This is a genomic window from Cognatishimia maritima, from assembly GCF_900129685.1.
GTDB lineage: Bacteria > Pseudomonadota > Alphaproteobacteria > Rhodobacterales > Rhodobacteraceae > Cognatishimia > Cognatishimia maritima.
Map to the genome: position 1 here is coordinate 62,488 of NZ_FQWM01000009.1, position 25,956 is coordinate 88,443.

Consider the following 25,956-nt stretch of genomic DNA (forward strand, 5'->3'; position numbering starts at 1 on the left):
GCGATTGAATGCTGGTCCGAAACAAAATGACAGTGAGGTATCTATGTCTATTAAACCCCCATTAATGGACCTGCACATTGAAACCGCAGATAGCGGATTCTATGCCGGGTTCAGTAAAAACGTTGCGGTGATTTCCAAGATCATCATTGCCACGCTTGTGATCTGGGCCGTCGTGTTCCCAGAGTCTGCTGGTCGGATCTTGAACACGATCAACGGGTTCATCTTGGCAAACACCGCCTATTGGTACATCTGGATCGTCGCTCTATTCGTGATCCTTTGTATCGTCCTCGCCCTTTGGCCTGCTGCCGGACGGTTGAGATTGGGTGTCGAAGGAGATCGGCCAGAGTTCTCGAACTTCAGCTGGTTCTCGATGATGTTTGGTGCCGGTATCGGTGTCGGCATGCTGACCTGGGCTGTTGCAGAACCGATGTATCACTTCGGCAACAACCCTGAAGTCATCCAGGGTATGGTCGAAGGGTCGTCCGCCGAAAACATCCGCAACGCTTACAAATGGTCCTTCCTGCACTGGGGCTTTGGCGCTTGGGCATGTTACGCGATTGCCGGTCTGGCGCTGGCATACTTCTGCTACCGTCGTGGTCTGCCACTGACCATGCGGTCGTCGCTGACTCCGTTGTTCGGTAAAGCTCTGTCTGGCCCTCTGGGTCACGTGATCGACATCGTTGCGGTTGTTGCAACCATTCTGGGTGTGGCGCAAACGCTGGGCTTTGGTGTGGAGCAGTTCGTTGCGGGTCTGACCCGGATCGGCGTTGGCGGTCTGACAAACGAAGCAGGCACGGCGAACACGATTGGTATCGTGGTTGCGATCCTTGCGATCATGGCAGCGTCCACTGCGTCGGCGCTGTCTGGTGTTGGTAAAGGCATCAAGTGGCTGTCCAACCTGAACATGGGTCTGTCGATCTTCCTACTGTCCTTCTTCCTGCTGTTCGGCTCGACCTTCTTTGGTCTGCAGGCGCTGGTTGTCGGCATCTGGGACTACATCATCGCACTGCCTGACCTGTTGTTCCGCGTCTGGCGCACTGATGGTGTTGAAGGCTCTGTCGCAACCAAGCTGGAAGGCTGGCAGGGTGCGTGGTCTGTGTTCTACTGGGCATGGTGGGTGGCCTTTGCGCCATTCGTGGGCCTTTTCTTGGCACGTATCTCCAAAGGTCGCACCATCCGTGAGTTCGTTCTTGGCGCGATGATCGTTCCTTCCATCATGTGTTTCGTTTGGTTCACATGGGCCGGTGGTACGGCCATCGATCTGGAACTGAACGGCGGCGCAAACGGTAGCATCGCCGGTGCACCGGACGGCGACAAGATCTTTGCGATGATCCAATTCATGCTGAGCGATGCGCTAAGCTGGATCATGTCTGTGATCATCGTTGTCCTGCTGATGACCTATCTGGTCACAACGGCTGACTCTGCGGTTCTGATCGTGAACACCATCAACGCGGCAGGTGACGAAGGCCCGAAAGCACGTCCACATATCTACTTCTGGGGTATTGCCCTGGGTGCGGTTGTGGCAGCGCTGCTGATTGCGGGCGGTCACAAGGCCATTACCACCGCGATGGTGATCGGGGCCTTCCCGTTCTCGGTTGTGATGGTGTTGCAATGTTTCGCACTGGTCAAAGCCATTTGGAACGACGGCAAACGGGAACAGGCGGGCGTTGCGTCCACTGCACCTGAAAGCGTCGGCGCTCCGGCGGAATAAGCTGACCCAAAGCAAAGTATGAAAGCCGGGCGTTCTGCGCCCGGTTTTTTTGTGGGGAAATGATTTCGAGTTTTGGCGGAACTGGCCTAGGTTTGTGCCATGGGGTCTGATCCGAATAATAAAGACGACGATTATGACGACGGCGTTCTGCCGCCGTCTGTTTATGATGCCGAAGAAACCCCCGAGGAAGACCTGTGGTTTCTGCCCGGACCGCCCGAGGATTTTGCCCCCGGTGAAAGCCCCCTGATTTTTGCCCGCCAGAAACCGCCGCCCGCAGTCACCGATTGGGACCGCGCAGAGCGTGCCGAGTACAAAGCGCTGGTTGCCGCCGCTGAGGCCGTGGCGCGCTATGGCGCACGGCTGGCGGCTTTGCCCTCGGATGTGGTGGAACGGATTGCCCTGCAAAGCGTCGCGGCCATTCTGCGCAGCGAGGGGGTTTGGGTGAAGCCGGAACAGATCGCGCTTTTTCGGGCGCTTCGGATCAGCTCCCAAGAAGAAACCCGCGATCTGGAACGCGCCTCTTGGGCGGTGCGGCGTTTGATTGGCATGCGCCATGGCCAGCCGATGGACGACGGGCTGCGCGCCTTTTTAGGACGCCAGAAAGTGGCGCAGATGCAAGAGCTGCCCAATGATGATCGCGCTTTGGGCGAAGAATTGGATCACGCGGGCGAGGACTGGGTGCGGCTGATGCAGCCGATGGGCGGCTTGCACCCTTTGACCCGTGCAGCCTGCGGGCTGTTTCTGTGGCGAAGGATGCAGATCACCGCGCCCGATGAAGCGCTGGAGCCGATGGCGGCGGCAGTGTTGATCGGGGCAGGGGGGCAGGCGCCGTTTCTGCCGATGCCCGAAGGCATGGCGGCGTTACACATGCGTGCCTCAACGCCCGAAGATGCGGTGCGGTCCTTCTACCGCGCGGCCGAACAAGGGGCCTTGGCCGCCCTGTTGGAAGTTGAACGTTTGCTGACTTGGCGCGCGCGGGCAAAGGAGGCGACAGCGGACCTGTCGGGACGCACCCCGCCCAGTTTGGTTGAGACCGCCCTGCGCTTTCCAGTGTTCTCGGCAGAACTGGCGGCGCGGCTGGCCAATTGCGCGCCGATGTCGGCGCGGCGCAACCTGAAACTCTTTGAAGAGCGCGGGTTGCTTAGGGAGGTCACGGGCCAACAACGCTATCGGTTTTGGACGGCGCTGCTTTAGGCCTGCTTTGCAGGTGACTTGACGGATGGGGATTCCTGTCCAACAATTGACTTAAGACGACTCTCCGCCAACGCGACGCGATAGGCCGCGCAGGATTGGTCGTTGATCTCAGAGGCAGGGCGTAGACGCGGGCAAGCGCATGGTTCCATTCGGGCGGGTCAAACCGCTGGGGAGGGACAAGAATGCGCGTCGTTACGATTATCGGGCCGTCACAATCGGGGAAAACCACCCTGGCAAAGGCATTGGCGTCACTAGAGGGGCCAGCCGGAAAGCCAATGACTGTTGCGGGGGTGGGCACAGCCACCCCTTTTTGTTTTTTGAATGAAGATTGGGCCGTCATCGACATGGATGGCGGCACCGAGAATCTGTCGCACGCAGGTCCCACGGTGGCCGCAGCGGATGCTGCTGTCCTCTGCGTGTCGGCAGATGCAGACGCGGCGGATCTCGTTGCACCTTATATGCGCCTGTTAGAAGAGTCAGATGTCCCCAGCATCATCTTCGTCAATAAGGTGGATGCGGCACAAAGCCGGATCAGCGAGATCGCCGCGGCCCTGCAGACCTATTGCAATCACCACATCGTTTTGCGGCAGGTGCCGCTGCGGGAGAGTGGTGAAATTGTTGGCGCGGTTGATCTGATCTCTGAACGTGCGTGGCGCTATCAAGAAGGGCAGCGGTCTGCTTTGGCGGAAATCCCGCCCGAGGCGCTGGATCGCGAGGCCGAGGCTCGCACAGAGTTGCTGGAGACACTCGCGGATTTTGACGACGCGTTGTTGGAGCAGCTGATCGAAGACAAGCAGCCCTTGCCCGATGATATTTACGAGATTGCTACCCAGACCCTACAGCACCATGATCTTGTGCCCACGTTGCTGGGCGCGGCGGAACACGGCAACGGGGTTTTGCGGCTGATGAAATCTTTGCGCCACGAAGCGCCGGCGGTTTCTGTTGCCCGCGCGCGGCTTTCTAAAGGCGAACAAGCCGTGGCGGTTGGCGTATTGGCGGATCAGGTGAAACATCTGGGCAAGGCAGTCCTGCTGCGCGCCTTGGCGGGGCCGCTTGCCGTTGGCAGCAAGGTGGGTGGCGAGACGCTAGGTGGGCTGACAGATTTGGCCGGGGGCGGGGATCAGGTGCCCGAGGGTGGTTTGGGCCTGGCGGTGAAATCCGATCAATTGGCCTTGGGCTTTAGCTATTCAAAAGACACGCGCTTGGTCTTGCCCGGGTGGGCCGACGCTCATACGCCACGGTATCGCCGGGTGATTGCCCCGACCCATGAACGCGATGAGGCGCGGCTGTCAGGGGCGCTTGAGCGGCTGCAAGAGATCGACCCGGCCATGCGGGTTGAGGTTGATGCCAGCAGCGGCAACGCAGTGCTTGCGGCACAGGGCCCTTTGCATATGAAGAGACTTCAAGGCGCGTTGAAAGACCTCTTTGGCATTGCAGTTGATGAGTCTCCTGTGCCGCCCGCGCTGCGCGAAACTGTGCTGCGGCAGGTCAATTTCTCCCACCGACATCGCAAGCAATCCGGTGGTGCCGGGCAGTTCGCGGATGTGCAGATCCGGCTCCAGCCCCGATCGCGGGGCGCGGGCTTTGAATTTGATGACACCGTCAAGGGCGGCACCGTGCCCAAAACCTACATTCCCTCTGTCCAAGCCGGTGCGATTGAGGCGCTGGAAGTCGGACCCAATGGCTACCCGGTGGTCGACGTTGCGGTCACTTTGCAGGACGGCAAACACCATGCCGTCGACAGTTCAGATTTTGCCTTCCGCATGGCCGGGAAAGCGGCGGTGCGCGCCGCTGTTGTCGAGGCCGGGACGGTTGTTTTGCAACCGATTATGAAGGTGCGCATTCACGTGCCTTCGGTGATTTCAGGCAGTTTGGTTCCGGTCGTCACCGGGTTGAAGGGGCAAATCCTTGGCTTTGAAGCGCATGAGTTCGCGGCAGGCTGGGATGTCTTTGAGGCGCTTTTGCCGATGGCGGCGCAGGACGAGTTGCATAATGCTTTGGCCTCTGCTGCGCGCGGGACAGGGTGGTTTGATACAAAGTTCGATCATTACACTGAAGTCTACGAAAGGGGCGCGGTTTTCGCATAGTTGGGCCTGCGCCCAAACAAACGAAACGACCGTCATTAGTTTTAATAAAGGAGCGACTTGGAACATGTCTTATATTGATGGATTTATCGCGGCGGTCCCGAATGACCAGAAGGACGCCTACAAGAAATATGCACAAAAAATCTGGCCTATCTTTCAGCAGAACGGCGCGGTGGCCATGTGGGAGTGCTGGGGAGATGATGTGCCCGAGGGCGAAGTGACCTCTTTTTCAATGTCCGTAAAAGCCAAAGACGATGAAACCGTCGTATTTGCCTGGACGGTTTGGCCTGACAAGGAAACCCGTGATGCGGGCTGGGCAAAACTGGGAGAGGAAGGAGAGATTCAAAATACCTTGATGGTAATGCCTTTTGACGGCAAGCGCATGATTTATGGAGGCTTTGCGCCGATGCTGCAATGCGGCACGATGCCAAACACCTAGCGCGCTAGGCTGACATTCAACGCGGGGAATGGGCATGCCGAAGGGGCGCATTTGCTTGATGCTGAACAAGGACGCCGAAGCGGCGGCGCGGTTTTATGCGGGCCTTTTCCCTGACAGTTTTGTTGAAACCGTTCAGACCGCGCCAAGCGATTATCCGTCGGGCAAGGCAGGCGATGTGCTGACCGTGGAATTCACGGTGCTGGGTATCCCCTGCATTGGCGTCAATGGTGGGGCGCATTTTCAGCACGGCGAAGCCTTTTCCTTTCAGGTCATCACCAAAGATCAGCAGGAAACAGATCACTATTGGGAGGCCATTGTTCAAAATGGCGGCCAAGAAAGTGTCTGTGGCTGGTGCAAAGACAAGTGGGGCGTTTCTTGGCAAATCACGCCGCAAGCCTTGAACGATGCTATGGCTGCGGGTGGGGAGGAAGCCAAGCGGGCCTTTGATGCGATGCTGGAAATGGGCAAGATCGACATTGCCGCCATCGAAGCCGCACATCGAGGCGACTGACCTTCATTGCCGCAGGTGCGAAGTGCGCATTGATTGCTGCGGCGACCTGATCTAAAAGGGCGGCAATCGAGTCCCTTTGTGCCCTTGCGGCGACAGCTTGACGCAAGGTTGAGGGGCTAAAAGACCCCAGAACGTGCGAATCTGGCAAAGATGCCAAGCTTCGCAAACCCATCCAGGAACGGTGAAAGGCGAAAATTTCATGACCGACACATCGAAACCAGACGTATTGTATACAATTGTAGACGAAGCGCCGGAGTTGGCCTCCGCGTCTCTTTTGCCGATCGTGCGCGCCTTTGCGGCGGCGGCTGATCTGGACGTTGGCACCAAGGACATTTCCTTGGCAGGCCGCATCATTTCGACCTTCCCAGAGGTGCTGACCGAAGAACAACGCCAGTCAGATGATCTGGCGGCTTTGGGTGTGCTGGTGAAAACACCAGAGGCCAATGTGATCAAACTGCCAAACATCTCTGCTTCTGTGCCGCAGTTGGTGGCTGCGATCAAAGAACTGCAAGCCAAAGGCTATGCGCTGCCAGACTACCCGGAAGCACCCGCAAGCGACGAAGAAAAAGCCATCCGCGCGCGTTATGACAGCATCAAGGGGTCTGCCGTGAACCCGGTCCTGCGCGAGGGCAACTCTGACCGTCGCGCGGCGAAAGCTGTGAAAAACTACGCGCAGAACAACCCGCATTCCATGGGCACCTGGTCCGCTGACAGCAAAACCAAAGTCAGCTCTATGCCAGCCGATGACTTTTACGCCAACGAGGTTTCTGCAACCATCACTGCGGCGCAGGCGGGTGATGCGAAGATCGAATTTGTGGGCGCAGATGGCGCGGTCACTGTTTTGAAAGAGGCATGGCCTTTGGCAGAGGGCACCGTGGCGGACGCGACATTCATGTCTGCGAAATCGCTGGCTGCCTTCCTTGCAGAGGCGATTGAAGACACCAAAGCCGATGGCACCATGTTCAGCCTGCACATGAAGGCGACCATGATGAAGGTCTCTGACCCGATTATCTTTGGTCACGCAGTCAAGGCATGGTTGGGCCCAGTTTGGGACACATACGGTGACGCGATCAAAGCGGCCGGTGGGTCTCCGAATGCCGGTCTGGGTGACGTTCTGGCGGCGATTGACACGATGGCCAACGCGGCAGAGATCAAAGCAGAGATCGCAGCGCTGGACCGTCCGTCGATGTATATGGTCGACAGCGACAAAGGCATCACCAACCTGCACGTGCCATCCGATGTGATCATCGATGCCTCGATGCCTGCGGTGATCCGCGCCGGCGGCAAGGGCTGGGATGAAAACGGCACCAAGGGCGACACCAACTGCGTGATCCCGGACCGCTGCTATTCCACCGTCTATGACGAAACCATCAACTTCTTCAAAGAAAACGGCGCGCTGGATGTGACCACCGCGGGCGCTGTGGCCAACGTGGGCCTGATGGCGCAAAAGGCCGAGGAATACGGCTCTCACCCCACCACTTTCGAAGCACAGGCAGACGGTGTGATCCGCATTGTTCTGGCCAATGGCGAGACCCTGCACAGCCACAGCGTTGAGGCGGGTGATATCTGGCGGTCCTGCACCGCGAAGAAAGCACCGATTGAGAACTGGATCGAACTGGCGATGGATCGTCAGCGTCTGACCGGCTCTGAAGCGATCTTCTGGCTGGACGCAAACCGCGCCCATGACGCGCAGCTGATTGCCTATGTCACACCGGCGCTTGAGGCGGCGGGCGTGGCTGATAAATTCCAGATCATGGCCCCACGTGAAGCGACGGCGCAGACCCTGAAAACCATCACCTCTGGCAAAGACAGCATCGCCATTACCGGTAACGTGCTGCGCGACTATCTGACCGACCTGTTCCCAATTCTGGAACTGGGCACCTCGGCCAAAATGCTGTCGATTGTGAAGCTGATGAACGGCGGCGGTCTGTTTGAAACCGGTGCCGGTGGTTCTGCGCCGAAACACGTTCAGCAGCTGATGGAAGAAAACCACCTGCGGTGGGACTCCATGGGTGAATTCTGTGCACTGGGTGAAAGCCTGAACTTCCTTGCGGATAGCCAAGGCAATGCGAAAGCGGGCATTCTGGGCCGCGCTGCCGAGGAAGCGACGCAGGGCATCCTGGACAACAACAAGTCGCCATCCCGTAAAGTTGGTGAGCCTGACAACCGCGACAGCCACTACTGGTTTGCGCGCTACTGGGCCGAGGCGCTGGCGCGCCAGACCGAGGATGCGGAGCTGGCAACCCACTTCGAACCCATCGCCGAGGCGCTGGCGGCCAATGAAGCCAAGATCGTGGCCGAGCTGGTGGCGGTGCAAGGCAAGCCGGTTGATCTGGGCGGGTACTTCAAAACCGATCCAGCCAAGACCGCAGCCGTGATGCGCCCATCCGCGACCTTGAACGAGATCATCGGCTAAGCCGGTTTCAACATGAACAATGCAGGGCGCTCCATGTGCGAACATGGGGCGCTTTTTTGTTGGAAGGCGCCCTCCGTAAGACTGGGTATGCGACCTTTCGCGTCTTGATTGGTATCGCGAAATGCATGTATTGGTAAAAAAGTTATACCAATTTCACGTGGTGCGCAGATGCAAAATGCTGATCTGATTAAGGCGTTTCGGGAACATGTCGGTAAGAAACATGTTCTGACCGGGGCGCGGGCAACGGAACGGTTCCGGCGCGGGTTTCGCTCTGGGGAGGGTGAGGCGCTGTGTGTGGTGCAGCCCGGGACGTTACTGGAGTTGTGGCGCGTGCTGGAGGCCTGCGTGGCGGCAGATAAGATCGTGATCTTACAGGCGGCCAATACCGGGCTGACCGAAGGGTCCACACCAAAAGGGTCTTATGGCCGCGACGTGGTGCTGATCAACACCCGCCGCATGGACAAGTTGGCACTGCTGCATGGCGGCGCGCAGGTCTTGTCCTTTCCCGGCTCGACCCTTTTTGCGTTGGAGAAGCTGCTGGCCCCCTTGGGGCGCGAACCGCATTCGGTCATTGGGTCGTCCTGCATCGGCGCGTCAATAGTTGGTGGGGTCTGTAATAACTCTGGCGGATCGCTGGTCGAGCGGGGCCCGAGTTACACCGAACTGTCGATGTATGCGCAGATTGATGCGGATGGGCAGCTGCACCTGGTGAACCATCTAGGGATCGATCTGGGGGACACACCCGAAGAGATGCTGACGCGGCTTGAAAGCGGCGACTACGACAGCACGCCGGATATGGGCAACCGCAAGGCCTCATCGACGGATTACGCCAGCGAGGTGCGGCAGGTGGATGCCGAGACTCCCGCCCGCTTTAATGCCGATAAACGGCGGCTGTACGAAAGCGCGGGCTGTGCCGGGAAGCTCGCGGTCTTTGCCGTGCGGCTGGATACCTATGAAAAGCCGCCCGCCCAGAAGACATTCTATATCGGCACCAATGCGGTCGATGACCTGACCGAATTGCGCCGTCATATCCTTAGCGCATTTGAGACGCTACCCGTGTCCGCTGAATATATGGAACGCGAGGTATTTGATATCTCGGAACGCTACGGCAAAGACACGGTGATGATGATCGACTGGCTGGGGACGGACCGGCTGCCGACCTTCTTTGCCTTGAAAGGCGCGATGGATGCGCGGCTGCGGAAGGTCGGTTTGGGGACGCTGACCGATCGCTGCATGCAGCTTTTGGCGCGGATCACACCACGGGTTTTGCCCAAGCGCATGATGCAGTCCCGGGATCGCTACCAGCACCACCTGATCCTGAAAATGCGGGACGGGGGTATTGCTGAGGCTGAAAGCTACCTCTCTGATCTCTTTGCCGATCGCGACGGCGACTTTTTTGCCTGTGATGATCGCGAGGCGAAACTGGCGGGCCTGCATCGCTTCGCAGCGGCCGGGGCGGCGGTGCGCTATATGGCCATTCATGCCTCTGAGGTCGAAGACATCCTTGCGCTGGATGTGGCGCTGCGCCGGAATGATCGAGACTGGTCCGAGGAACTGCCGCCCGAGATTGCCGACAAGATTTCACACCGGCTTTATTACGGTCATTTCATGTGCCATGTGCTGCATCAGGACTACATTGTGAAAAAAGGCGTCGATCCCAAGGCTTTGAAGGCTGAGATGTTAAAGCTGCTGGATCAACGCGGGGCGGAGTATCCGGCGGAACATAATGTCGGGCATCTTTATGCGGCCAAACCGGACCTTGCTGCGCATTATAAGTGCTGCGATCCGACCAATAGTTTGAATCCGGGCATCGGCAAGATGAGCCGGGACAAACACTATGGAGAAGTGGCTTAAAGCTGCGAGGTTTTCAGCAGGTCTTTTTCCTGGATCGCATCGTTGAGCAGGCTTTGATACGCCTGACGCTCACGCTGCATCCCTTGCGCCCGCGCGGTCTTGTTCACAAGACGCGAGGACATATGAAGGATTTCAGAATAGCTGTCTGCCCGGGCTTCTGCGCGGGAGACAGCATTCTGAAGACTCGACAACGTTCCGGCCCGCGTGAGAGAGATGAGAGAGACGGGTTCCCCGGAACAGATCTGCACTGTGACCCCTGCCATACGGGTCGCCGCTAGGTCGCGGATCTTCTTATTAAGGGCTTTCTCCAGTTCAAACTGAGAGAAGCTGCGGCGGCTGCTGGTGGCGCAAGCGAACACACCGTTGCCGCGATAGGTGATCAGGTCGCTTTCCGCCGAATAGGTCTGTCCAAGCAACTGCGCAATGTCCGACAGTAGTGTCCGGAATGCCGAGCGCGACAGATTGCGGAACACCTTTTCGACGTTCAGGATTTTTAGGGCAAACACGCTGGTCGTCAGCATTTTCATGCGCGACAGCTGCAGCAGGTAATTTTCAAACGAAACATAGCCCACGATGCGTTCAACGCCGAGGATTTCGACGGGTTCAGACAGGCTGTGTTCGTAGCTGCGTGCGAGGTCATCCTTCAAAGCTAGCAATTCGGCTTTGCGGCGCGCTGTGCGTTCGCGGGCCTCGACGATCTGTTCGGCCACATTCAGACGGCTGAACAGTTCCAGAAATTCAAAGGGTTTGGAAATGTAATCCGTGGCGCCTGCTTTGAAGGCGCGGTCGACGAACTTTTTCTGCTGCATCGCGGTCAGCATCAGAATTGGGGTCTGGCTGTATTCCGACATGCCGCGCAGCGCTGAACAAAGTTCGATACCGTCCATCTCGGGCATTTGGATATCCAGCAAGAAGCAATCAAAAGGCTGGCGCGCTGTCTTTATAATATCCAAAGCATCCTTGCCGGTTTCAGCCGTCCAAACCTTGTGGTCTGTCTCTGCGGAGATCGCGGTAGACAGCAGGTCACGGATGTCTTGATCGTCATCAACGGCCAAAATACGCATGTCTGGCTTCCTCTCCGGCTGCAACCGAAACGAGTGTTCAAATACTGTGCTTCTGCACCAAGGCGGCCCTCGCAAGGCATAGGGCGTCAAAAAAGTTAAATATTCAGGGAGTTTGGCAGGAAAGGGGCGAATTAAGGTCAAAAAGGGGCCAATAACCTATGGGTAGAGCAACAGTTTGGTTTCAATTCTGAAACAAAACCTAGAATTGAGTTGAAAATTGACAAAATCACCTAAAGGATTAATCCTGCTTTAACCTCAATTCGATACTCTAGTTCTTGTGAGGCAGAAAAAACAATAGTTCGAAAGAAACTAGACATGAGCATAGCTGCGTATAAGCGGACAATCTCCGAAACGGAGTCACCGCGGCAGATTGAGAGGCGCGTCCTGTCAACCGTGACCGCGGAACTGGAGTCAAAATCACTGGCGTTTGATCAGGCCGAAGAGTCTTTGGACAAGCTGACTTTGTTGGCAGATGGTCTCAGAGAGACCCTCTGGTACAATCAGCGTGTTTGGATGGCATTGCGCAATGACCTTGCTGATCCGGGCAACGCTTTGGCACCAGATTTAAAAGCAGGGTTGATTTCTCTGGCACTTTGGGTGGATTCTCATACTCAGGGTGTGCTGAAAGGCGAACAGAAAGTGCGCCCCCTTCTGGATATCAACCGCAGCATCCTGCGGGGCCTGGAAGGCAATCCGATGCACGTGATGGAGTAGAGCTTGGCGCTACGTCTGACTCTGAAACCAAACGAAAAAATCGTGGTGAATGGCTGCGTGATCCGCAATGCGGACCGGCGGCAGCTGCTCACCATTGAAAATCATGCCGACATTGTGCGCGGCGTTGATTTGTTGGACGAATCCGAGGCGGGGACGCCAGTTAAGAACGTCTATTACTTTATTCAGTCCTGTTTGCTGCGCCCTGATATTCGCGATGAACTGGTGCCGGTCATTCAGAAAGACCTGGCGAAGCTGGTCCCGATCTTCCACGAAGAAATTGGCGGCCATATTTTTGAAGCCGCCAACCACGTGTCTGGCCGCGACTTCTATAAAGCCATGCGCGCTTTACGGCCGCTGATCAAATACGAAGCCCGCCTGCTGGAAATGCTCCAGAGCAAAGACGCCGAAACGACGGCGGCGGAGTAGGGGGCGACATGGTTCTCAGCATCACCGGACTGGGCAGTCAGCTTGCGCTGAACCTGATTGATGCGACGCGGGACCGTCAGATCGACACCCTGCGCAACGAAGCCGTGCATGAACGGACGGCAGATGCGTTTCGTGAACGCATCGCGTCGATCACCACGCCCGAAGAATTTGTGCAGGATTTCGAAGTCTATTCCTTTGTGATGCGCGCCTTTGATCTGGAGGATCAGATCTTTGGCAAGGCGATGATCCGAAAGGTTCTGGAAAGCGATCCAAGCGATGATGAATCGCTGGTAAATCGTCTGACCAATGCCAACCTGAGAGATCTGCATGATGCGCTTGGCTTTACCACAGAGGCCGGCCCGCAGACGCCAGATTTTTCCAATGTGGCCTGGCAAGAAAGCATCGTTGATAATTACTTCAACACCGTTTTTCGCAATGAGAACGCAGAACAGAACAACACGGTCGGCACGGTGTTGGAGCTGCGTGAAAAAGTCGGCGAGATCGACAAGTGGCTTGATGTCCTGAAGGACAAGGAAATGGGTGAATTCTTTCGGACGGCGCTTGGCCTGCCGAAAGAGATGGCCGCGCTGGAGCTTGAGCAGCAAGAGCGTATTTTTGAAGAACGCTTTGATATCGAGAAGCTGAAAGACCCCGAGGTTGTTCAGGGTCTGATCACCAAATACGTGGCGATTTCCGATGTGCTGAACCCGCCGCAGTTTACGACCAACAGTGTGGCGGTTTCCTTGCTAAGTTCTTCTTTTGGTGGGCAATTTGTGCCGATCACCATCGATATCCCGCCGATCAACTTCCAAAGTTCAGCGATCTACCGCTGATCATTCGATCATATCGTCGTCATCGTTTTCAGGCAGTTCAATATCGCCGGATGCCGCAAGACGCAGCGCGACCTCTACCATCTCAGATTGCGCGGCTTTCACATCGCGGGATTTGACAGCGCCCATGGCTTTCATCTCATCCACCAGCATGTCACGCGACCGAGCCGGTAGCGATTTTAGGAAATGTTCACGCACTTCTTTTTCGGCACCGCGCAGGGCCAGCGGGAGGTTGTTGCCAGAGACTTCGCGCATGACTTTCGCCAGCGCGCTGGCGTGCAGTTGAACGAGGTCATCAAAGACAAACATCTTCTGTTTTATGGCCCGTAGCTTATCGGGCATCTTTTCTTCCAGACCGCGAGAGAGCGTGCCAAACAGTTTGGAATCCAGCTTGTTAAAGACTTTCACCAACTGTTTCTCTGCCTCTGCCTCGGCGTTCTGACCGGCTTTGGCCAAAACCTCATGGCGCAGGCTTTCTTCGATGGCACGGATCGCCTCTGTCGGCAGGGCTTCCATATTGACCATGCGTTCCACCAAGTCGATGGAGCGTTCTTCGCCGAGCAGTGGCAGGACCTTGGCAACCGCGTCGGGCGTGATGCGTGACAGGATGACGGCGACCGTCTGGTTGTGTTCCTTGCGCAGGTGATCGGCCAGCATCTTTTCATCGAGCAGCGAAAGGTCTTTCCAAAGATCGCCGGTGTTGGAACCTTCGATCTCTTTTAAGATCTCGTCAACGCGGTCCTCTGGCAAGAAGCCCTTAAGCAAGCCGCGTGCCGCTTCGACAGAGCCGGTGATCCCGCCGTAACTTGAAATCTTCTGCCCGAATTCGCGCATGACTTCTTCGACGATCTCGGCCTGAACCTCTCCCATTGCGGAAATGGCGCGGGTGATTTTGGAAATTTCGCCGCTGTCCAATTGCTGCATCAAGGCGCTGCCGCGTTCCTCGCCCAAGCACAAAAACAGGATCGCGGATTTCTCCGGCCCGGTCAGGCGCTTTGCACGTCTAAAGGAAGCGAATTGGTTCATGGTCTTGCCCCGATCGGAGGGGTTTCAAGGATAGTTGTTCAAGAATAACGTAATCTATTCTTGCGATGCAACAATAACCTTTAAAATTTAGTAAATCGTTTGCGCGCTGTGTCCGCTATCCGCCCCCGGCGTAGGGCAGATAGGACTCCATCAGCGACCCGGCCAGCATGTACCAGCCATCAATCAGCACAAAGAAGATCACTTTGAACGGCAAGGAGACGATGACAGGCGGCAACATCATCATACCTGCGCTCATCAAGATCGAAGCCACGATCAGGTCAATCGCGATAAAGGGCAGATACAGTAGAAAGCCAATGGTGAAGGCGCGGCGCAATTCCGAGATCATAAAGCTGGGCACAAGAACGCGCCAAGAGACATCTTCGGGGCCTTCGATTGATGCGGTTTCGTCTGCATCGCCCGCGATATCCCGGAACAGCGCCATATCTTTCTCGCGGGTGTTTGCGAACATAAACGCGCGGAAGGGGTCGGCGATGGCGGTGACAGCCTGTTCTTCGGTGATGGAGTTCTGGATCAGCGGACGCAGGCCAGATTCATAGGCATCGTTAAAAACCGGCTCCATCACGAAATAGGTCATAAACAGCGCCATGGCGTTCAGGACCATATTGGGCGGCGTCTGGTTTAGGCCAAGGGCAGACCGCAGCATGGAAAAGACGATCACAAAGCGGGTGAAGCTGGTCATCACAACCAATAGCCCCGGTGCCACGGAAAGCACGGTGATCAGGGCGAACATCTGGATCAGGCGGCCAGAGAGGCTTGCGCCTGCATCGCTTCCGGGTTCGGTGTCGCCAAAGGTCGATGACAGATCGCGCAGCAGGCTGCCAACATCGGCGTCTTGCGCCAATGCAGGGCCAGCCAGGATGGCGAGGCCGAGGCCGATCAGGGCGGATCGGCTTAGGAATGTCATCGAAACGGGCATGTCTGGGTCAGTTGCCGGGGATGAAATCTTTGACGATTTCCCGCAGCGCCACGCCGATGAAATCGCCGTTGACCTTCACCAGATCGCCGCGCGCGACCATGCGGTCGTTGATCATAATGTCAATCGGGTCGCCCACTTTGCGGTCCAATTCAATCACCGAGCCACGAGTCAGGTCCAAGAGGTCCGAGATGGACATCCGGCTACGGCCCAGCACCACGCGCACGTCCAGTTTGACGTTATAAAGCGCGTCGATGTTGCGGCCCTTGCCATCGGCGAGTGCCTTTTCCAAAGTTGCTGCGTCCATGCCGTCTTCGAGGGCGACGGAGGACACGGTGTCTTGTGGGTCTTTGGGGTCTTGATCCGGGGTAGGGGTCTCGTCTGACATGGCTTAGACCTTTTGGGTTTGGTGTTTCATTTGCTCAGAGGCATGGCGCAGCGCCTTCAGGATCTCATCGCAGACGCGATCAAGGCTGTAGGTCATCAGGCCGTTTTCCCAAGTCATCTTGGCCTCGCCGTTCCTGAGCGTCGTATCCGCCATCAGCTTTGGGGCGACGGGCTGATCGGGCGGGGTGATTTGTGCAATGTTTTGCGCCAAAAGCGCTTCGGTCTCGGGCGAAACGCGGATTTCAAGTTCCGCGTGCCGCGCACCTTTGCTGATCGCCTCTGCCAGACGAGTCTGAACCTGTTCTGCAGAGTGCAGCTTGATGAAATCCGGCACCACACGTTCGGCGATTTCAAGCACCATATCGATCAGGTCGCGCTCCAACTCGGCGCGGCGTTCGGTGTCTTGGGACACGAAGACGGCGAGTTGGTCCCGTAGGGCTTGGGTGGCGGCGACAGCTTGCGCCTGAATTTCGGCCTGCGCTTCGCGGCGGCCCTCTGCCAGACCTTCGGCGTGCCCCTGCGCTTCGCCCTGTTGGCGTGCCTCGGACATCAACTTGCCGAGTTCCTCTTCGGTGAAGGAGTAAAGCGGCGCGTCCGATGCATTGGCGGCGCCTTTGGCGTGGCGGTCGTTTTCGGCATCAAAATCGCGCAGGGTTAGGGCCATCATGCTTCGGCCTCTGTTCTGAGCCAGGTCCGCAGCACGCGCAGCACGTCTTCTGGTTTTTCTTCCGCCATGCTCTGGATCGCTTCGACACGCGCCTTAATCAGGTTGCCGCGCACGCCCAGCGTTTCGATGTATTCATGCGGGCCGTCGTCGTCATCCAGATCAAAGATGCTGGTCATGCCCGGCGCGTGGGTGTCCAGATCAAGCGGTTTCAAAGGATCGCGATTCTGTTTTGGCTTTTGTGTGTCTGATGTGTTTTTGGGCAGAGCGTGCGCATTGGCCTCTGTTTGAGGGCGTGCAGGGTCGCCATTTGGTGGCAGGAGCTCTGAGCTTGCATTGGCGGCGGGCACGGGTTCCCCATCTGGGCCGGTCAGAGCGGCGGCTTTTTCAGCAGCGGGGAGTGCAGGTTTTGGCTTTTCAAGTAGGGTGCGCAGGGCAGGGCGCACGCCAAGGATCATCACTAAAGCAACCACGACCAAGCCCAGTAGGCCTTGCAGGATCGACACGATGTTCTGTGTGATCTGATCGCCGATGGACATGCTGATCGGGTCGCCGACTTCCATCGAATAGTCCATAAACCGCAGGCTATCGACCGAAACATCATCGCCACGCGCGCTGTCAAACCCGACGGCAGTTTTCACCAGTTCGGTCAGGCGCTCAATCTCGGCCACCTCGCGTTCTTGATAGATGACTTCGCTGTCCTGAACGTTGTAGATGCCGTTGACCAGCACCGCGACAGAGATGCGTTTGACTTCGCCGGCTTCGCGGATGACTTCGCGGCGGGTGTTGCCGATTTCATATTCGACGGTCTCGCCTGTGCGCGATTGGCTGGTGCTGTTGGCCCCACCTGCGCCGTCTTGCAGCGCGGCCGGGATGTTGTTTTCAACGCCCACACCGCCGCCCGCGTTTTCACTGCCAAGGCGTTCTTCGGTGTCGCTTTTGGTTGACCGCACAACCTGCTGATCGGGGTTAAAGCTGTGTTCCACCACAACTTCGCGGCTGTTGGTCAATTCGACGTTTACACGCACGCGGGCGTTGCCGGCGCCAACGCGGGCGGTCAGCATGTTTTGAACTTCTTGCGCCAAGCGCTCCTCGATCGAGGATTTGGTGCTTTGCAGTGTGACCTGACCATCACCTTCCGACGCCTCGGCAAGGATAACTTCGCCGCTGGCCGACAGGACCGTCACGCGGCCCAATTCAAGTTCCGCAACGGATGAGGCAACAAGGTTGCGGATGGCCGAGGCTTGCTTGCGGCTGACCGCACGGCCCGGCACCGCGCGCACAATGACCGACGCGCGTGGGTTGGGCCGTTCACGGGAAAAGGCTTCGCGTTCGGGCAGAACAAGATGCACACGTGCGCTTTGCACGCCTTCCAGCGTTTGGATAGATCGCGCCAATTCGCCTTCCATCGCGCGCAGGCGATTGACGCGCTGCATGAAGGTGTTCATCGCAAGGCCAGAGTTTTCGTCAAACAGCTCCCAGCCCGGGTCGCCTTCGATGGGTAGGCCGGTTTCTGCAAGCACCATACGGGCACGTGCCAAGTGGTTCGCAGGCACCATGACCGACTGGCCATCTTCAGACATCCGTGCATCAAACCCTGCGTTGGCCAGCGTGGCCTCAACCGAGGTGGCGGTGGCAGGCGACAGGTTTTTGTACAGCGTTGCGTAGTTCGGCGATGTCACGGCGGACAACCCCAGGATCAGCGCGGCGATCATCCCCACCGCAACCGCGCCAAGAATCATCAGGCGCTTTTGCCCCAGGTCCATCAGGTTTTTGATCAGATTCTGCACGTGACCTCCGAAGGAGTCGAATTAAGTGTTCTTCTTGTGGTTAAAAATATACTAATCTATATTTGGAGTCCAAGTAAATATCCATGTCTATACTTGCTTTTCCTAAGAATAAATTGGATTATAGTTCTTGAGGGATTAAGAGAAATCTATGGCCGAAGACGCAGAAAACACTGGCGATTCCCCGGATGGCGGGGCCGACGCGCCCAAGCGCAAGTCCAGCAAATTGCTTTTGCTGGCGGCGGTTGTGTTGTCTCTGGCGTCTTTGGGCGGCGGCTTTTTCTTAGCGCAAATGGCGTTTCAGCAGGACGCAAAACAGTACGAACCGGACTACGTCGAAGAAACCGAAGCGCCGCCGGAAGACGGCGAAGACTATGCCAAGGCCGGTGGCGGCAAAGGGTCGGATGACCCCTATGCGGAAGGCGATGAGAAAGCCAAAGACGGTGAGGAAGAAGTTGTCGATGTTGATGAAGGCATGCTCGAATTTGGTGAGATCCTGACCAATATCACGAGCGTCAATGCGCAGGGCCAGCCGCGCAATGCCTTCCTGAAGCTGACGGTGGTCTTGGTCTATCGCCCGGATGACGGCGCGCGTGCGCTGATGGAAAGCCGACAGCCGTTCATGCGCGACCTGTTCAATGGCTATGCTCGCAGCCTGACCGAGGCGGACGTGCGCGGCATGGCGGGCATTCTGAACGTAAAGTCGGAACTGTTAAAACGGGCGCGGGCGGCAGCGGGCAATGACCTGCCGCAAGAAATTCTGATCAGCGATCTGATCGTGCAGTAGGGGCGACGATGAGCCAGACCATGACACAGGACGAAATTGCGGCCCAGAGCGGCAATGTGATCGATGAGATCATCCGCATGTCGGATTTCTCGTTCGAGCGTCTGCCCATGCTCGACATCATCGGGGAACGTCTTGCGGATTCCATATCTATGGTGATCCCCGATTTGACGGGTGTACTGTGTGAGGCCTCCCTGAATTCACTGGATTATCTGCCGATGGCGCAGGCCAGTGAGTCGCTGCACCTGCCAGCATTACTGGGTGTGGTTGCAGCGCAGAACCTTGATGGGGAAATCCTGATCGCGATGGATGCCACCTTTGCGCTGACCGCGATGGAATTGATGCTGGGCGGGGACCCGAAGGGCGAGATCGAGCGGCATTCTGACACGTTCACCGGCATCGAAAAGGGATTTGGCGCGCGGCTTGGTAATACAATTGCACAAGAATTGCGGCGCTGCCTCGCCATGGTCGGAGATGTCGATCTTGAGTTGGACCGGATTGAGACCGACCCCGACTCTGCTTCTGTCACGCAGCCCGCCAACCTTTGTGTGCGCATGCGGATCGCGGTGGTTCTGGCTGGGCGCACCGGCAATGTGGATGTTGTCATCCCGTATGACGCGCTGGAACCCATTCGCCCCAAGCTGGGCAAGATCCACTTTGGTGAACCGTCTGAGGATGGCAACCCGTGGAAAGAACAGCTTGCTGGCCAGATCGAGCGTTCAAACGTGGAGCTTGAGGCGGTGCTGACCGAAGTCGCTGTGCCGATCCAGCAGGTTATGAATTGGAAGCCGGGCGAAACCATCAACCTTTGGATCGAAGACGATCACGAAGCCACGGTGGTCTGTGCTGAAACGGAAATGTTCAAAGCCCTGATGGGCAAACGCAACAATGGGAATACGGCGCTCCGTATCACCCGCCAGATCGAAGTCGAAGAGGAGACGGAAAATGGCCGCGACCCTTACTGATATATTCATCATCGCCCTGCTCTTTGGGGCCATCGGCTATGGCTGGTATGTCTCTCGGAAGGTGCAGGTTTTGATGGCTGCGCTGAAAGAGATGGAGCCGCTGGTGAAAGAGTTCTCGATGGCGGTTGATAAGACCGAAGACTCTGTGAATCAGTTAAAGCTGAACCTTGAAGAACCGCAGCAGCCCGAGGCGGCGATGGAAGATCTGTTCGAAGACGATGAACCGATGTTCGCAACACGTCGCCAGCCCGCTCAGAAAATCCCCGGCGCACGCGTGGTCCGGAACAAGCAAGACTTGGTGCGGCGCTTCTTTGAAACCTCTCGTTCTGAATCCCGAGCATAAGGCAGGCCTAATCCATGGCGAAGTTCCTCGTTGGCAAATTGTTGATCGGTGGTCTGGTGGCCACGGCCTTTGCGAAGGCCGCGGTGTCCTTCCCGGATTTGACATCGGGCGCGGACCTGCCACCGCCAACTGCGCCAATTGTGCTCGCCGCGGGTGAGGAAGCCGCGCCCGAGGAAACCGGCCCGGTCCCGGCCGAAGCGCCACCCCCTGTTGTCGTTGGACTGGGGGATGAGATTGGACTGTGTGAGACCCCAGAGGAGGTCTTGCGCAACCTCGCCAAGGAGCGCCGTCTGATGGACGAGCAACGCGCCGCCCTGGATTTGCGTGAAGCCGAAGTGGCGCTGGCAAAGGAAAAGCTGGGCATCGAAAAGGCCGCGCTGACCGAATTGAAAACCTCGATCGAGGACCTTCTGGCGCGGGTGGAAGCCCAGCAAACCGATGATCTGGAACGCCTAATTAGTTTCTATAAGAACATGAAGCCCGCAGAGGCCGCAGGTATCATGGATGAGATGGACATCGAGGTGACGATCATGGTGCTGGGCACGATGAACCCGCGCACCGCGGCACCGATCATGGCCAAAATGACCCCGGTGCGCGCGCGGGCGGTGTCCAAGATCATTCTAGAACGTAGCCAGCTGCCGGGCGATCAGGATTTGGTTGGCATCCGGTTGAACTGATGTGAAACGGGCGCGGGCCGCCCGTTTCCATTTGGCCCTACCTCACAGCTTTGCCGCGTCTTTCATGGCGTCTTCGCCTTTCTTCCAAAGGTTGCCCTGCCACAGTTCTTCCAGACCGGTTTCGCCTGACGCGCCTTTGGTGGTCAGGTAGTCGTAATAGCTGGTCGGTTTGTGGCCGGTCAGATTGTAGAAATCTGGGCTGCAGCGGGTGTAGAAACCGTTGGTGAGGTATTCAAAGAACTCCGCGCGGGTGGCACCGAAGTCATTTTCGAAATCGACCATGGACTGCGGGCGATAGGTGATTTCTTTGCCCATAGCTCGCCCCAGATCGGCAGCGATTTCGGCCATCGATTGCGGGGCAGGGCCGGTGATGTCGTAGAATTTATTGGCGTGGCGGTCGGGGCCTTCTGTCAGGACAACGGCGGCGGCTTCGGCGATGTCGCGGGTGGCCACGAAGGAGTTGCGCATGTCGCCAAGTGGGTTGGAGAACCAGCCTTCGGCGGCAATGGTGTCGCAATCGGTTTTCAGCAGGTGGTTCATAAAGAAGTTGTTGCGCAGGGCGGTGACGTTCAGCCCTTCGTCGATCAGTGCCTTTTCGCCCCACCAGTAGTGCTGCAGCATCAGCGGGATCGCTGCGCCGTCACGAGAGGCGTGTTGGTCGGCAATATAGGAGGCCGTGTTGGTGTCAGCTCCCATGCAGGAAACGCGCACGACGTGTTTGATCTGGTCTTTGCGCCGACCCAGCTCTTTGCTGAAATTCAGGTGGCCTTCGAGCATCGGGTCAAGTGATGCTGAATAGACGGCGGTCACGTCCTCAAGCGCAGCGTCCCAAGTGGAGGGGTCGGACAAGTCAAACTTGACCACTTCATCCGCGCCAAGCGCTTTTAGGCTGTCGGCTTTGGACTCGCTGAAGTAGCAGGCGCGGACCTTGATATCTGGGTTTTGCGCCAGCCGCGCGACAAGTTCTTTGCCAATACGGCCTGTGGCGGAGGTAATGAGGACGGTTTTTGTGGTCATTGGGCAGGCTTTCTGACAGGGCGATTTCAGAAGGCAGAGTGCCCTGTCTCCAAGCGGCGAAAGATGAGGAAAGCGTCAGATAAAGTGCCGTTTCCTTGCGTAAAAGGCGCGGGCTGCAAGCCCGGGCCACGCCCGACCCTCCCCCCGGGAGGGCGTATTGCGCGGTTTCGGCACAAAGGTCGGTTTCGAATTTTGCCACCAATTGAATCGACTGATCGTTTTGTGCGCCCACCCAGGGTCGGGCGTGGCCCTCTGTTATCTATTGCACTTATCAGGATGCGCGTTGGCAAATGCCGGGATCGCCTCAAGCGCCGCCCGCGCGCGGCGAATTTTTGGCATATCCGTCAAATCCACCCCCCAACGATCGGCGTTGTAAAGCTGTGGAACAAGGCAGATGTCAGCCAAAGTGACAGTGTCACCGTAGCTGTATGTGCCATCGCCGATCATCGCCTCATAGGCGCGCAGACCTTTGTCGATGAAATGCTGCATCCATTGCTCTTTGTCGATTTGCCCGCCGGATTCCGACACCGCATAGTCCACCACATGCAGGTTGCAGACCGGGTGAATTTCCATGGCAATCGCGTAAGACAGGGCGCGGACTTGGGCGCGCTCTATTGGCAGGTTGGGCAGCAGACCCAGCTTTAGGGTCTCATCCAGGTATTGGATGATCGCCAGCGACTGGGTCATCGTGTAGCCATCAATGTCTAGCGCCGGAACCAGGCCCTGCGGGTTGCGCGCAAGGTGGCTGTCTTTCAGGTGCTGACCTTCCAGCAGATTCACGACCTCTGTGTCGTAATCCAGTTCCGCAAGACCAAGGGCGATGCGCACGCGGTAGCTGGCTGACGAGCGCCAGTAATCATAAAGTTTCGCCATCAGAGAGCTCCTTCATTAGGTGGGCAAGTTGCGATTGCAGGTCGGCGATGTCGAGGGACAGTTTCTGCGCGACTTGGTCTTGGAATTTATTGGCCAAGGGTACTAATTCGCAAACCATCTGGCGACCGGCGTCCGTCAGTTCCAGATGCAGCAAGCGGCGGTCGGTGCCGTCAATTTCCTTGGTCAGCAAGCCACGCGATTCCAGCTGCACCACGGCACGGCTGACCTTGGCCTTATCCAAACGCACGCGCTGCTGAATGTCGCGCACCGTGCGGCTGTCGGAATAGGCGAGGTTCACCAGAATGCGCCATTCGGCCACGCTGATCCCAAAACGATCCCGGTACAGCGCAGCGAGATTGGCGCTAAGTTGCGCCGAAATCACCGAGAACTGGTAGGGCACATAATGTTCCAGATCAAAGCCCGGTAGGTCCTGTGTCATCGCTATCAACTCCGCGTTGGTACCTCCAAATTGCCCTCAAATTCGTTTCAGTTGCAACAAATTTCTTGACATCGTTTCATTTACAACGATCTTAGGGGGCAAGACAAAGCGTGCTGGCTTTTGTGCCATCCAGGGAGGATTGCGATGACTGAAACCGGATTGACCAGTTCCACAAACACTATGGGAACGACGCCGGGCTATATGCCGGGATTCGGCAATGATTTTGAAACCGAGGCCCTGCCCGGTGCGTTGCCGCAGGGCATGAACAGCCCGCAGAAATGCGCTTATGGTCTCTATGGAGAACAGCTTTCGGGCACCGCCTTCACCGCGCCGAGCCATCAGAACGAACGCACTTGGTGCTATCGTATTCGTCCCTCTGTGAAACACGTCGGACGATTTGAAAAGATCGACGTGCCCTATTGGAAGTCCGCCCCGCACGTGCTGGATGACGTGATTTCCCTGGGCCAATACCGCTGGGACCCGATCCCGCATTCAGGCGAAGTGCTGACTTGGGTCACCGGCATGCGCACGGTCACCACGGCAGGCGATGTCTATACACAGGCGGGCATGGCAACCCATGTCTATCTGGTCACCGAAAGCATGGTGGACGAGTATTTCTTTTCGGCTGATTCAGAATTGTTGGTGGTGCCACAAGAAGGCCGCCTGCGGTTCTGCACCGAACTGGGTGTGATCGACATTGAACCAAAAGAGATCGCCATTCTGCCACGCGGGCTGGTCTATCGTGTTGAACTGCCTGACGGCAAACCGGCGCGCGGCTTTGTCTGCGAAAACTACGGACAGAAACTGGAACTGCCGGGCCGTGGGCCAATTGGCGCAAACTGCATGGCGAACCGTCGTGACTTTAAGACTCCGGTCGCTGCCTTTGAAGATCGCGAGGTAAAATCTCGCGTGGTGATCAAATGGCAGGGTCAGTTCCACGAGACGTTCATTGGCCATTCGCCTCTGGATGTTGTGGCATGGCACGGCAACTACGCGCCGTGTAAATACGACCTACGGGATTACTGCCCAATTGGCGCAATCCTGTTTGATCACCCCGACCCGTCTATCTTTACCGTCCTGACCGCGCCATCCGGCGTGCCGGGCACAGCGAACATCGACTTCGTTCTATTCCGCGAACGTTGGATGACGATGGAAGACACGTTCCGTCCGCCTTGGTACCACAAGAACGTCATGTCCGAGTTGATGGGCAATATCTATGGCGAATATGATGCGAAGCCAGACGGCTTTGCGCCGGGCGGGATCAGCCTGCACAATATGATGCTGCCGCACGGGCCAGACAAAACCGCCTTCGACAAGGCAACGCACAGCAACCTTGGGCCAGAGAAGTTGGACAACACCATGTCCTTCATGTTCGAAACCCGTTTCCCGCAGCACCTGACGGAATTCGCCGCCAAAGAAGCCCCGCTGCAGGATGACTATATTGATTGCTGGGAGAGCCTCGAGAAACACTTCGATGGCACGCCTGAAGGCAACTGGAAACGATAAGGCCAAGATAATAAGGACCGACCATGACTTTGCTCAAAAGCTGGGTTGCGAGCGCGAACTCTGCAACCACCGATTTTCCTCTGAACAACTTGCCCTACGGGGTGTTTTCCACCGATGGCGGCGCAGCGCGGTGCGGCGTGGCCATTGGGGATCAAATCCTTGACCTCACGGCGCTCGAAGCGGCGGGCAAGCTGCCTCTTGACGGCGGTCCATTGCTGCAAAACGGCGCTTGGAACGATGTGATGGCGGCGGGCCCTGCGGTTTGGGCCGCCCTGCGCTCTGAATTACAAGCGGCATTGGCGGAAGGGGCCGCGGGCCAAGCGGATCTCGCCACGCATCTGGTGGCGCAAGAGGATGCCACCATGCACATGCCGTTTGTGGTGGCCGAATACACCGACTTCTATGCAGGCAAAAACCATGCCTTCAACGTGGGCACCATGTTCCGTGGCCCTGAAAACGCCCTGCCGCCGAACTGGCTCTCAATCCCAATCGGCTACAATGGCCGCGCCTCTTCTGTGGTGGTTTCTGGCACCGACGTCGTGCGCCCGAACGGCCAGTTGAAAGGACCAAACGACGAGTTGCCTCGTTTTGGCCCCTGCGCGCGTTTTGACATCGAACTGGAAATGGGCGCCATCGTCGGCCAACCCTCTGACGGCATGATTTCGGTGCAACAAGCGGACGACAATATCTTTGGTTACGTGCTGCTGAATGACTGGTCCGCGCGCGACATTCAGGCCTGGGAATACCAGCCGCTTGGTCCATTCCAAGCCAAAGCTACAGCGACCTCGATCAGCCCATGGATCGTAACCCGCGCCGCACTCGAGCCGTTCCGCACGTCGACGCCAGAGCGCGAACGCCCGCTACTGCCGTACCTGAAAGAGCCAGGCCCGATGCTCTATGACATTGATCTCGAAGTTGGCCTGACCCCGGAAGGTGGTTCTGAATCCATCATCGCGCGCACCAACTACAACGAGATGTATTATTCCGCCGCGCAGCAACTGTGCCATCACACAACATCGGGTTGTTCGATGCGGGTAGGTGACTTGCTTGGATCGGGCACGATCTCTGGCCCGGAAAAGGAAAACCGTGGTTCATTGCTGGAACTCAGCTGGGGTGGCAAAGAGCCCCTGACGCTGGACACCGGCGAATCCCGCAGCTTCATCGAAGACGGCGACACGCTGACCCTGCGCGGCGCAGCATCGGGGGATGGCTTCAAGGTCGGTTTCGGGGAAGTGACTGGTAAGATCCTACCCGCACCCGCGATCCCGGACTTCGCGAAATAGGCTGCAAACGATCAGGGCACCCCGACAT

General features: G+C 57.4%; 25 protein-coding genes. 16 read left to right on the forward strand and 9 right to left on the reverse strand.

Going from position 1 to position 25,956, the window contains the following annotated elements:
- Positions 1-43: 43 nt before the first annotated feature.
- From BUA39_RS15385 to dld, 7 genes are all read left to right on the forward strand, one after another.
- Positions 44-1,711, forward strand: coding sequence for a BCCT family transporter (locus tag BUA39_RS15385; protein ID WP_072794111.1), 1,668 nt, complete (start codon positions 44-46; stop codon positions 1,709-1,711).
- 99 nt (positions 1,712-1,810) lie between these two features.
- Positions 1,811-2,905, forward strand: coding sequence for a helix-turn-helix domain-containing protein (locus tag BUA39_RS15390; protein ID WP_072794112.1), 1,095 nt, complete (start codon positions 1,811-1,813; stop codon positions 2,903-2,905).
- A 182-nt stretch (positions 2,906-3,087) separates the two neighbouring features.
- Positions 3,088-4,992 carry an elongation factor G gene (locus BUA39_RS15395; RefSeq protein WP_072794113.1) on the forward strand — a complete coding sequence of 635 codons (1,905 nt, stop codon included), beginning with the start codon at positions 3,088-3,090 and terminating at the stop codon, positions 4,990-4,992.
- A gap of 64 nt (positions 4,993-5,056) precedes the next feature.
- The gene (locus tag BUA39_RS15400; RefSeq protein WP_072794114.1) at positions 5,057-5,428 is read left to right on the forward strand and encodes a DUF1428 domain-containing protein; all 372 of its coding nucleotides are present in this window, start codon (positions 5,057-5,059) and stop codon (positions 5,426-5,428) included.
- 28 nt (positions 5,429-5,456) lie between these two features.
- Positions 5,457-5,939 carry a VOC family protein gene (locus tag BUA39_RS15405; RefSeq protein WP_072794115.1) on the forward strand — a complete coding sequence of 161 codons (483 nt, stop codon included), beginning with the start codon at positions 5,457-5,459 and terminating at the stop codon, positions 5,937-5,939.
- A gap of 199 nt (positions 5,940-6,138) precedes the next feature.
- The gene (locus BUA39_RS15410; protein ID WP_072794116.1) at positions 6,139-8,355 is read left to right on the forward strand and encodes an NADP-dependent isocitrate dehydrogenase; all 2,217 of its coding nucleotides are present in this window, start codon (positions 6,139-6,141) and stop codon (positions 8,353-8,355) included.
- Positions 8,356-8,523: 168 nt separating this feature from the next.
- Positions 8,524-10,209 carry a D-lactate dehydrogenase gene (dld, locus tag BUA39_RS15415; RefSeq protein ID WP_072794117.1) on the forward strand — a complete coding sequence of 562 codons (1,686 nt, stop codon included), beginning with the start codon at positions 8,524-8,526 and terminating at the stop codon, positions 10,207-10,209.
- Here the strand turns inward: dld and BUA39_RS15420 are convergent.
- Positions 10,206-11,273, reverse strand: a complete 1,068-nt coding sequence (locus tag BUA39_RS15420; RefSeq protein WP_072794118.1) for a response regulator — start codon at positions 11,271-11,273, stop codon at positions 10,206-10,208. The two genes, dld and BUA39_RS15420, sit on opposite strands and share 4 nt — an antisense overlap.
- A gap of 315 nt (positions 11,274-11,588) precedes the next feature.
- Here BUA39_RS15420 and BUA39_RS15425 point away from each other — a divergent pair, with 315 nt between their 5' ends.
- From BUA39_RS15425 to BUA39_RS15435, 3 genes are read left to right on the forward strand one after another with little or no spacing between them, the layout of a single operon-like run.
- Positions 11,589-11,987, forward strand: a complete 399-nt coding sequence (locus BUA39_RS15425) for a flagellar biosynthesis regulator FlaF (RefSeq protein WP_072794119.1) — start codon at positions 11,589-11,591, stop codon at positions 11,985-11,987.
- 3 nt (positions 11,988-11,990) lie between these two features.
- On the forward strand, positions 11,991-12,413 hold the full coding sequence (locus BUA39_RS15430) for a flagellar biosynthesis repressor FlbT (protein ID WP_072794120.1): 423 nt from the start codon (positions 11,991-11,993) through the stop codon (positions 12,411-12,413).
- A gap of 8 nt (positions 12,414-12,421) precedes the next feature.
- Positions 12,422-13,246, forward strand: coding sequence for a DUF1217 domain-containing protein (locus BUA39_RS15435; protein WP_072794121.1), 825 nt, complete (start codon positions 12,422-12,424; stop codon positions 13,244-13,246).
- Here the strand turns inward: BUA39_RS15435 and BUA39_RS15440 are convergent, their stop codons facing one another.
- From BUA39_RS15440 to fliF, 5 genes are all read right to left on the reverse strand, one after another.
- Positions 13,247-14,269 carry a flagellar motor switch protein FliG gene (locus BUA39_RS15440; protein WP_072794122.1) on the reverse strand — a complete coding sequence of 341 codons (1,023 nt, stop codon included), beginning with the start codon at positions 14,267-14,269 and terminating at the stop codon, positions 13,247-13,249. It abuts the gene before it with no gap.
- A gap of 115 nt (positions 14,270-14,384) precedes the next feature.
- The gene (gene fliP / locus BUA39_RS15445; RefSeq protein ID WP_072794123.1) at positions 14,385-15,206 is read right to left on the reverse strand and encodes a flagellar type III secretion system pore protein FliP; all 822 of its coding nucleotides are present in this window, start codon (positions 15,204-15,206) and stop codon (positions 14,385-14,387) included.
- A 7-nt stretch (positions 15,207-15,213) separates the two neighbouring features.
- Positions 15,214-15,591, reverse strand: a complete 378-nt coding sequence (gene fliN / locus BUA39_RS15450; protein ID WP_072794124.1) for a flagellar motor switch protein FliN — start codon at positions 15,589-15,591, stop codon at positions 15,214-15,216.
- 3 nt (positions 15,592-15,594) lie between these two features.
- Entirely contained in the window at positions 15,595-16,257 is a 663-nt protein-coding gene (locus tag BUA39_RS15455; RefSeq protein WP_084605035.1) for a FliH/SctL family protein, read from the reverse strand.
- The gene (gene fliF, locus BUA39_RS15460; RefSeq protein WP_072794126.1) at positions 16,254-18,044 is read right to left on the reverse strand and encodes a flagellar basal-body MS-ring/collar protein FliF; all 1,791 of its coding nucleotides are present in this window, start codon (positions 18,042-18,044) and stop codon (positions 16,254-16,256) included. Before fliF ends, BUA39_RS15455 begins: the two co-directional genes overlap by 4 nt.
- A gap of 148 nt (positions 18,045-18,192) precedes the next feature.
- Between fliF and BUA39_RS15465 the strand changes: the two genes are divergently transcribed.
- From BUA39_RS15465 to BUA39_RS15480, 4 genes are read left to right on the forward strand one after another with little or no spacing between them, the layout of a single operon-like run.
- Positions 18,193-18,828, forward strand: coding sequence for a flagellar basal body-associated FliL family protein (locus tag BUA39_RS15465; RefSeq protein WP_072794127.1), 636 nt, complete (start codon positions 18,193-18,195; stop codon positions 18,826-18,828).
- 8 nt (positions 18,829-18,836) lie between these two features.
- Positions 18,837-19,790, forward strand: a complete 954-nt coding sequence (locus BUA39_RS15470; protein WP_072794128.1) for a flagellar motor switch protein FliM — start codon at positions 18,837-18,839, stop codon at positions 19,788-19,790.
- Positions 19,771-20,133, forward strand: a complete 363-nt coding sequence (locus tag BUA39_RS15475; protein WP_072794129.1) for a hypothetical protein — start codon at positions 19,771-19,773, stop codon at positions 20,131-20,133. The genes BUA39_RS15470 and BUA39_RS15475 overlap by 20 nt, the downstream gene beginning before the upstream one ends.
- 14 nt (positions 20,134-20,147) lie before the next feature.
- The gene (locus BUA39_RS15480; RefSeq protein ID WP_072794130.1) at positions 20,148-20,810 is read left to right on the forward strand and encodes a MotE family protein; all 663 of its coding nucleotides are present in this window, start codon (positions 20,148-20,150) and stop codon (positions 20,808-20,810) included.
- Between the two features lie 42 nt (positions 20,811-20,852).
- Here BUA39_RS15480 and BUA39_RS15485 read toward each other — a convergent pair whose 3' ends face one another.
- The 3 genes from BUA39_RS15485 to BUA39_RS15495 form a co-directional block, all read right to left on the reverse strand.
- The gene (locus tag BUA39_RS15485; RefSeq protein WP_072794131.1) at positions 20,853-21,827 is read right to left on the reverse strand and encodes an NAD(P)H-binding protein; all 975 of its coding nucleotides are present in this window, start codon (positions 21,825-21,827) and stop codon (positions 20,853-20,855) included.
- A gap of 255 nt (positions 21,828-22,082) precedes the next feature.
- A complete protein-coding gene (maiA, locus tag BUA39_RS15490) occupies positions 22,083-22,700 on the reverse strand; it encodes a maleylacetoacetate isomerase (RefSeq protein ID WP_072794132.1) in 618 nt (205 codons plus the stop codon).
- On the reverse strand, positions 22,684-23,139 hold the full coding sequence (locus tag BUA39_RS15495) for a MarR family winged helix-turn-helix transcriptional regulator (RefSeq protein ID WP_072794133.1): 456 nt from the start codon (positions 23,137-23,139) through the stop codon (positions 22,684-22,686). Before BUA39_RS15495 ends, maiA begins: the two co-directional genes overlap by 17 nt.
- Before the next feature lie 144 nt (positions 23,140-23,283).
- Here BUA39_RS15495 and hmgA point away from each other — a divergent pair, with 144 nt between their 5' ends.
- Positions 23,284-24,645 (forward strand): homogentisate 1,2-dioxygenase, encoded by a 1,362-nt coding sequence (gene hmgA, locus BUA39_RS15500; protein ID WP_072794134.1) that lies wholly within the window; start codon positions 23,284-23,286, stop codon positions 24,643-24,645.
- 23 nt (positions 24,646-24,668) lie between these two features.
- Positions 24,669-25,928: a fumarylacetoacetase gene (fahA, locus tag BUA39_RS15505; RefSeq protein WP_072794135.1), complete on the forward strand. Its 1,260-nt coding sequence runs from the start codon at positions 24,669-24,671 to the stop codon at positions 25,926-25,928.
- Positions 25,929-25,956 lie beyond the last annotated feature (28 nt).

What these genes read in the sequence shown, in the direction of transcription:
- BUA39_RS15385 (WP_072794111.1), top strand. Translation starts at nt 44, where the DNA reads ATGTCTATTAAACCCCCATTAATGGACCTGCACATTGAAACCGCAGAT.
- BUA39_RS15390 (WP_072794112.1), top strand. Translation starts at nt 1,811, where the DNA reads ATGGGGTCTGATCCGAATAATAAAGACGACGATTATGACGACGGCGTT.
- BUA39_RS15395 (WP_072794113.1), top strand. Translation starts at nt 3,088, where the DNA reads ATGCGCGTCGTTACGATTATCGGGCCGTCACAATCGGGGAAAACCACC.
- BUA39_RS15400 (WP_072794114.1), top strand. Translation starts at nt 5,057, where the DNA reads ATGTCTTATATTGATGGATTTATCGCGGCGGTCCCGAATGACCAGAAG.
- BUA39_RS15405 (WP_072794115.1), top strand. Translation starts at nt 5,457, where the DNA reads ATGGGCATGCCGAAGGGGCGCATTTGCTTGATGCTGAACAAGGACGCC.
- BUA39_RS15410 (WP_072794116.1), top strand. Translation starts at nt 6,139, where the DNA reads ATGACCGACACATCGAAACCAGACGTATTGTATACAATTGTAGACGAA.
- dld (WP_072794117.1), top strand. Translation starts at nt 8,524, where the DNA reads ATGCAAAATGCTGATCTGATTAAGGCGTTTCGGGAACATGTCGGTAAG.
- BUA39_RS15420 (WP_072794118.1), bottom strand. Translation starts at nt 11,273, where the DNA reads ATGCGTATTTTGGCCGTTGATGACGATCAAGACATCCGTGACCTGCTG.
- BUA39_RS15425 (WP_072794119.1), top strand. Translation starts at nt 11,589, where the DNA reads ATGAGCATAGCTGCGTATAAGCGGACAATCTCCGAAACGGAGTCACCG.
- BUA39_RS15435 (WP_072794121.1), top strand. Translation starts at nt 12,422, where the DNA reads ATGGTTCTCAGCATCACCGGACTGGGCAGTCAGCTTGCGCTGAACCTG.
- BUA39_RS15440 (WP_072794122.1), bottom strand. Translation starts at nt 14,269, where the DNA reads ATGAACCAATTCGCTTCCTTTAGACGTGCAAAGCGCCTGACCGGGCCG.
- fliP (WP_072794123.1), bottom strand. Translation starts at nt 15,206, where the DNA reads ATGCCCGTTTCGATGACATTCCTAAGCCGATCCGCCCTGATCGGCCTC.
- fliN (WP_072794124.1), bottom strand. Translation starts at nt 15,591, where the DNA reads ATGTCAGACGAGACCCCTACCCCGGATCAAGACCCCAAAGACCCACAA.
- BUA39_RS15455 (WP_084605035.1), bottom strand. Translation starts at nt 16,257, where the DNA reads ATGATGGCCCTAACCCTGCGCGATTTTGATGCCGAAAACGACCGCCAC.
- BUA39_RS15465 (WP_072794127.1), top strand. Translation starts at nt 18,193, where the DNA reads ATGGCCGAAGACGCAGAAAACACTGGCGATTCCCCGGATGGCGGGGCC.
- BUA39_RS15470 (WP_072794128.1), top strand. Translation starts at nt 18,837, where the DNA reads ATGAGCCAGACCATGACACAGGACGAAATTGCGGCCCAGAGCGGCAAT.
- BUA39_RS15475 (WP_072794129.1), top strand. Translation starts at nt 19,771, where the DNA reads ATGGCCGCGACCCTTACTGATATATTCATCATCGCCCTGCTCTTTGGG.
- BUA39_RS15480 (WP_072794130.1), top strand. Translation starts at nt 20,148, where the DNA reads ATGGCGAAGTTCCTCGTTGGCAAATTGTTGATCGGTGGTCTGGTGGCC.
- BUA39_RS15485 (WP_072794131.1), bottom strand. Translation starts at nt 21,827, where the DNA reads ATGACCACAAAAACCGTCCTCATTACCTCCGCCACAGGCCGTATTGGC.
- maiA (WP_072794132.1), bottom strand. Translation starts at nt 22,700, where the DNA reads ATGGCGAAACTTTATGATTACTGGCGCTCGTCAGCCAGCTACCGCGTG.
- BUA39_RS15495 (WP_072794133.1), bottom strand. Translation starts at nt 23,139, where the DNA reads ATGACACAGGACCTACCGGGCTTTGATCTGGAACATTATGTGCCCTAC.
- hmgA (WP_072794134.1), top strand. Translation starts at nt 23,284, where the DNA reads ATGACTGAAACCGGATTGACCAGTTCCACAAACACTATGGGAACGACG.
- fahA (WP_072794135.1), top strand. Translation starts at nt 24,669, where the DNA reads ATGACTTTGCTCAAAAGCTGGGTTGCGAGCGCGAACTCTGCAACCACC.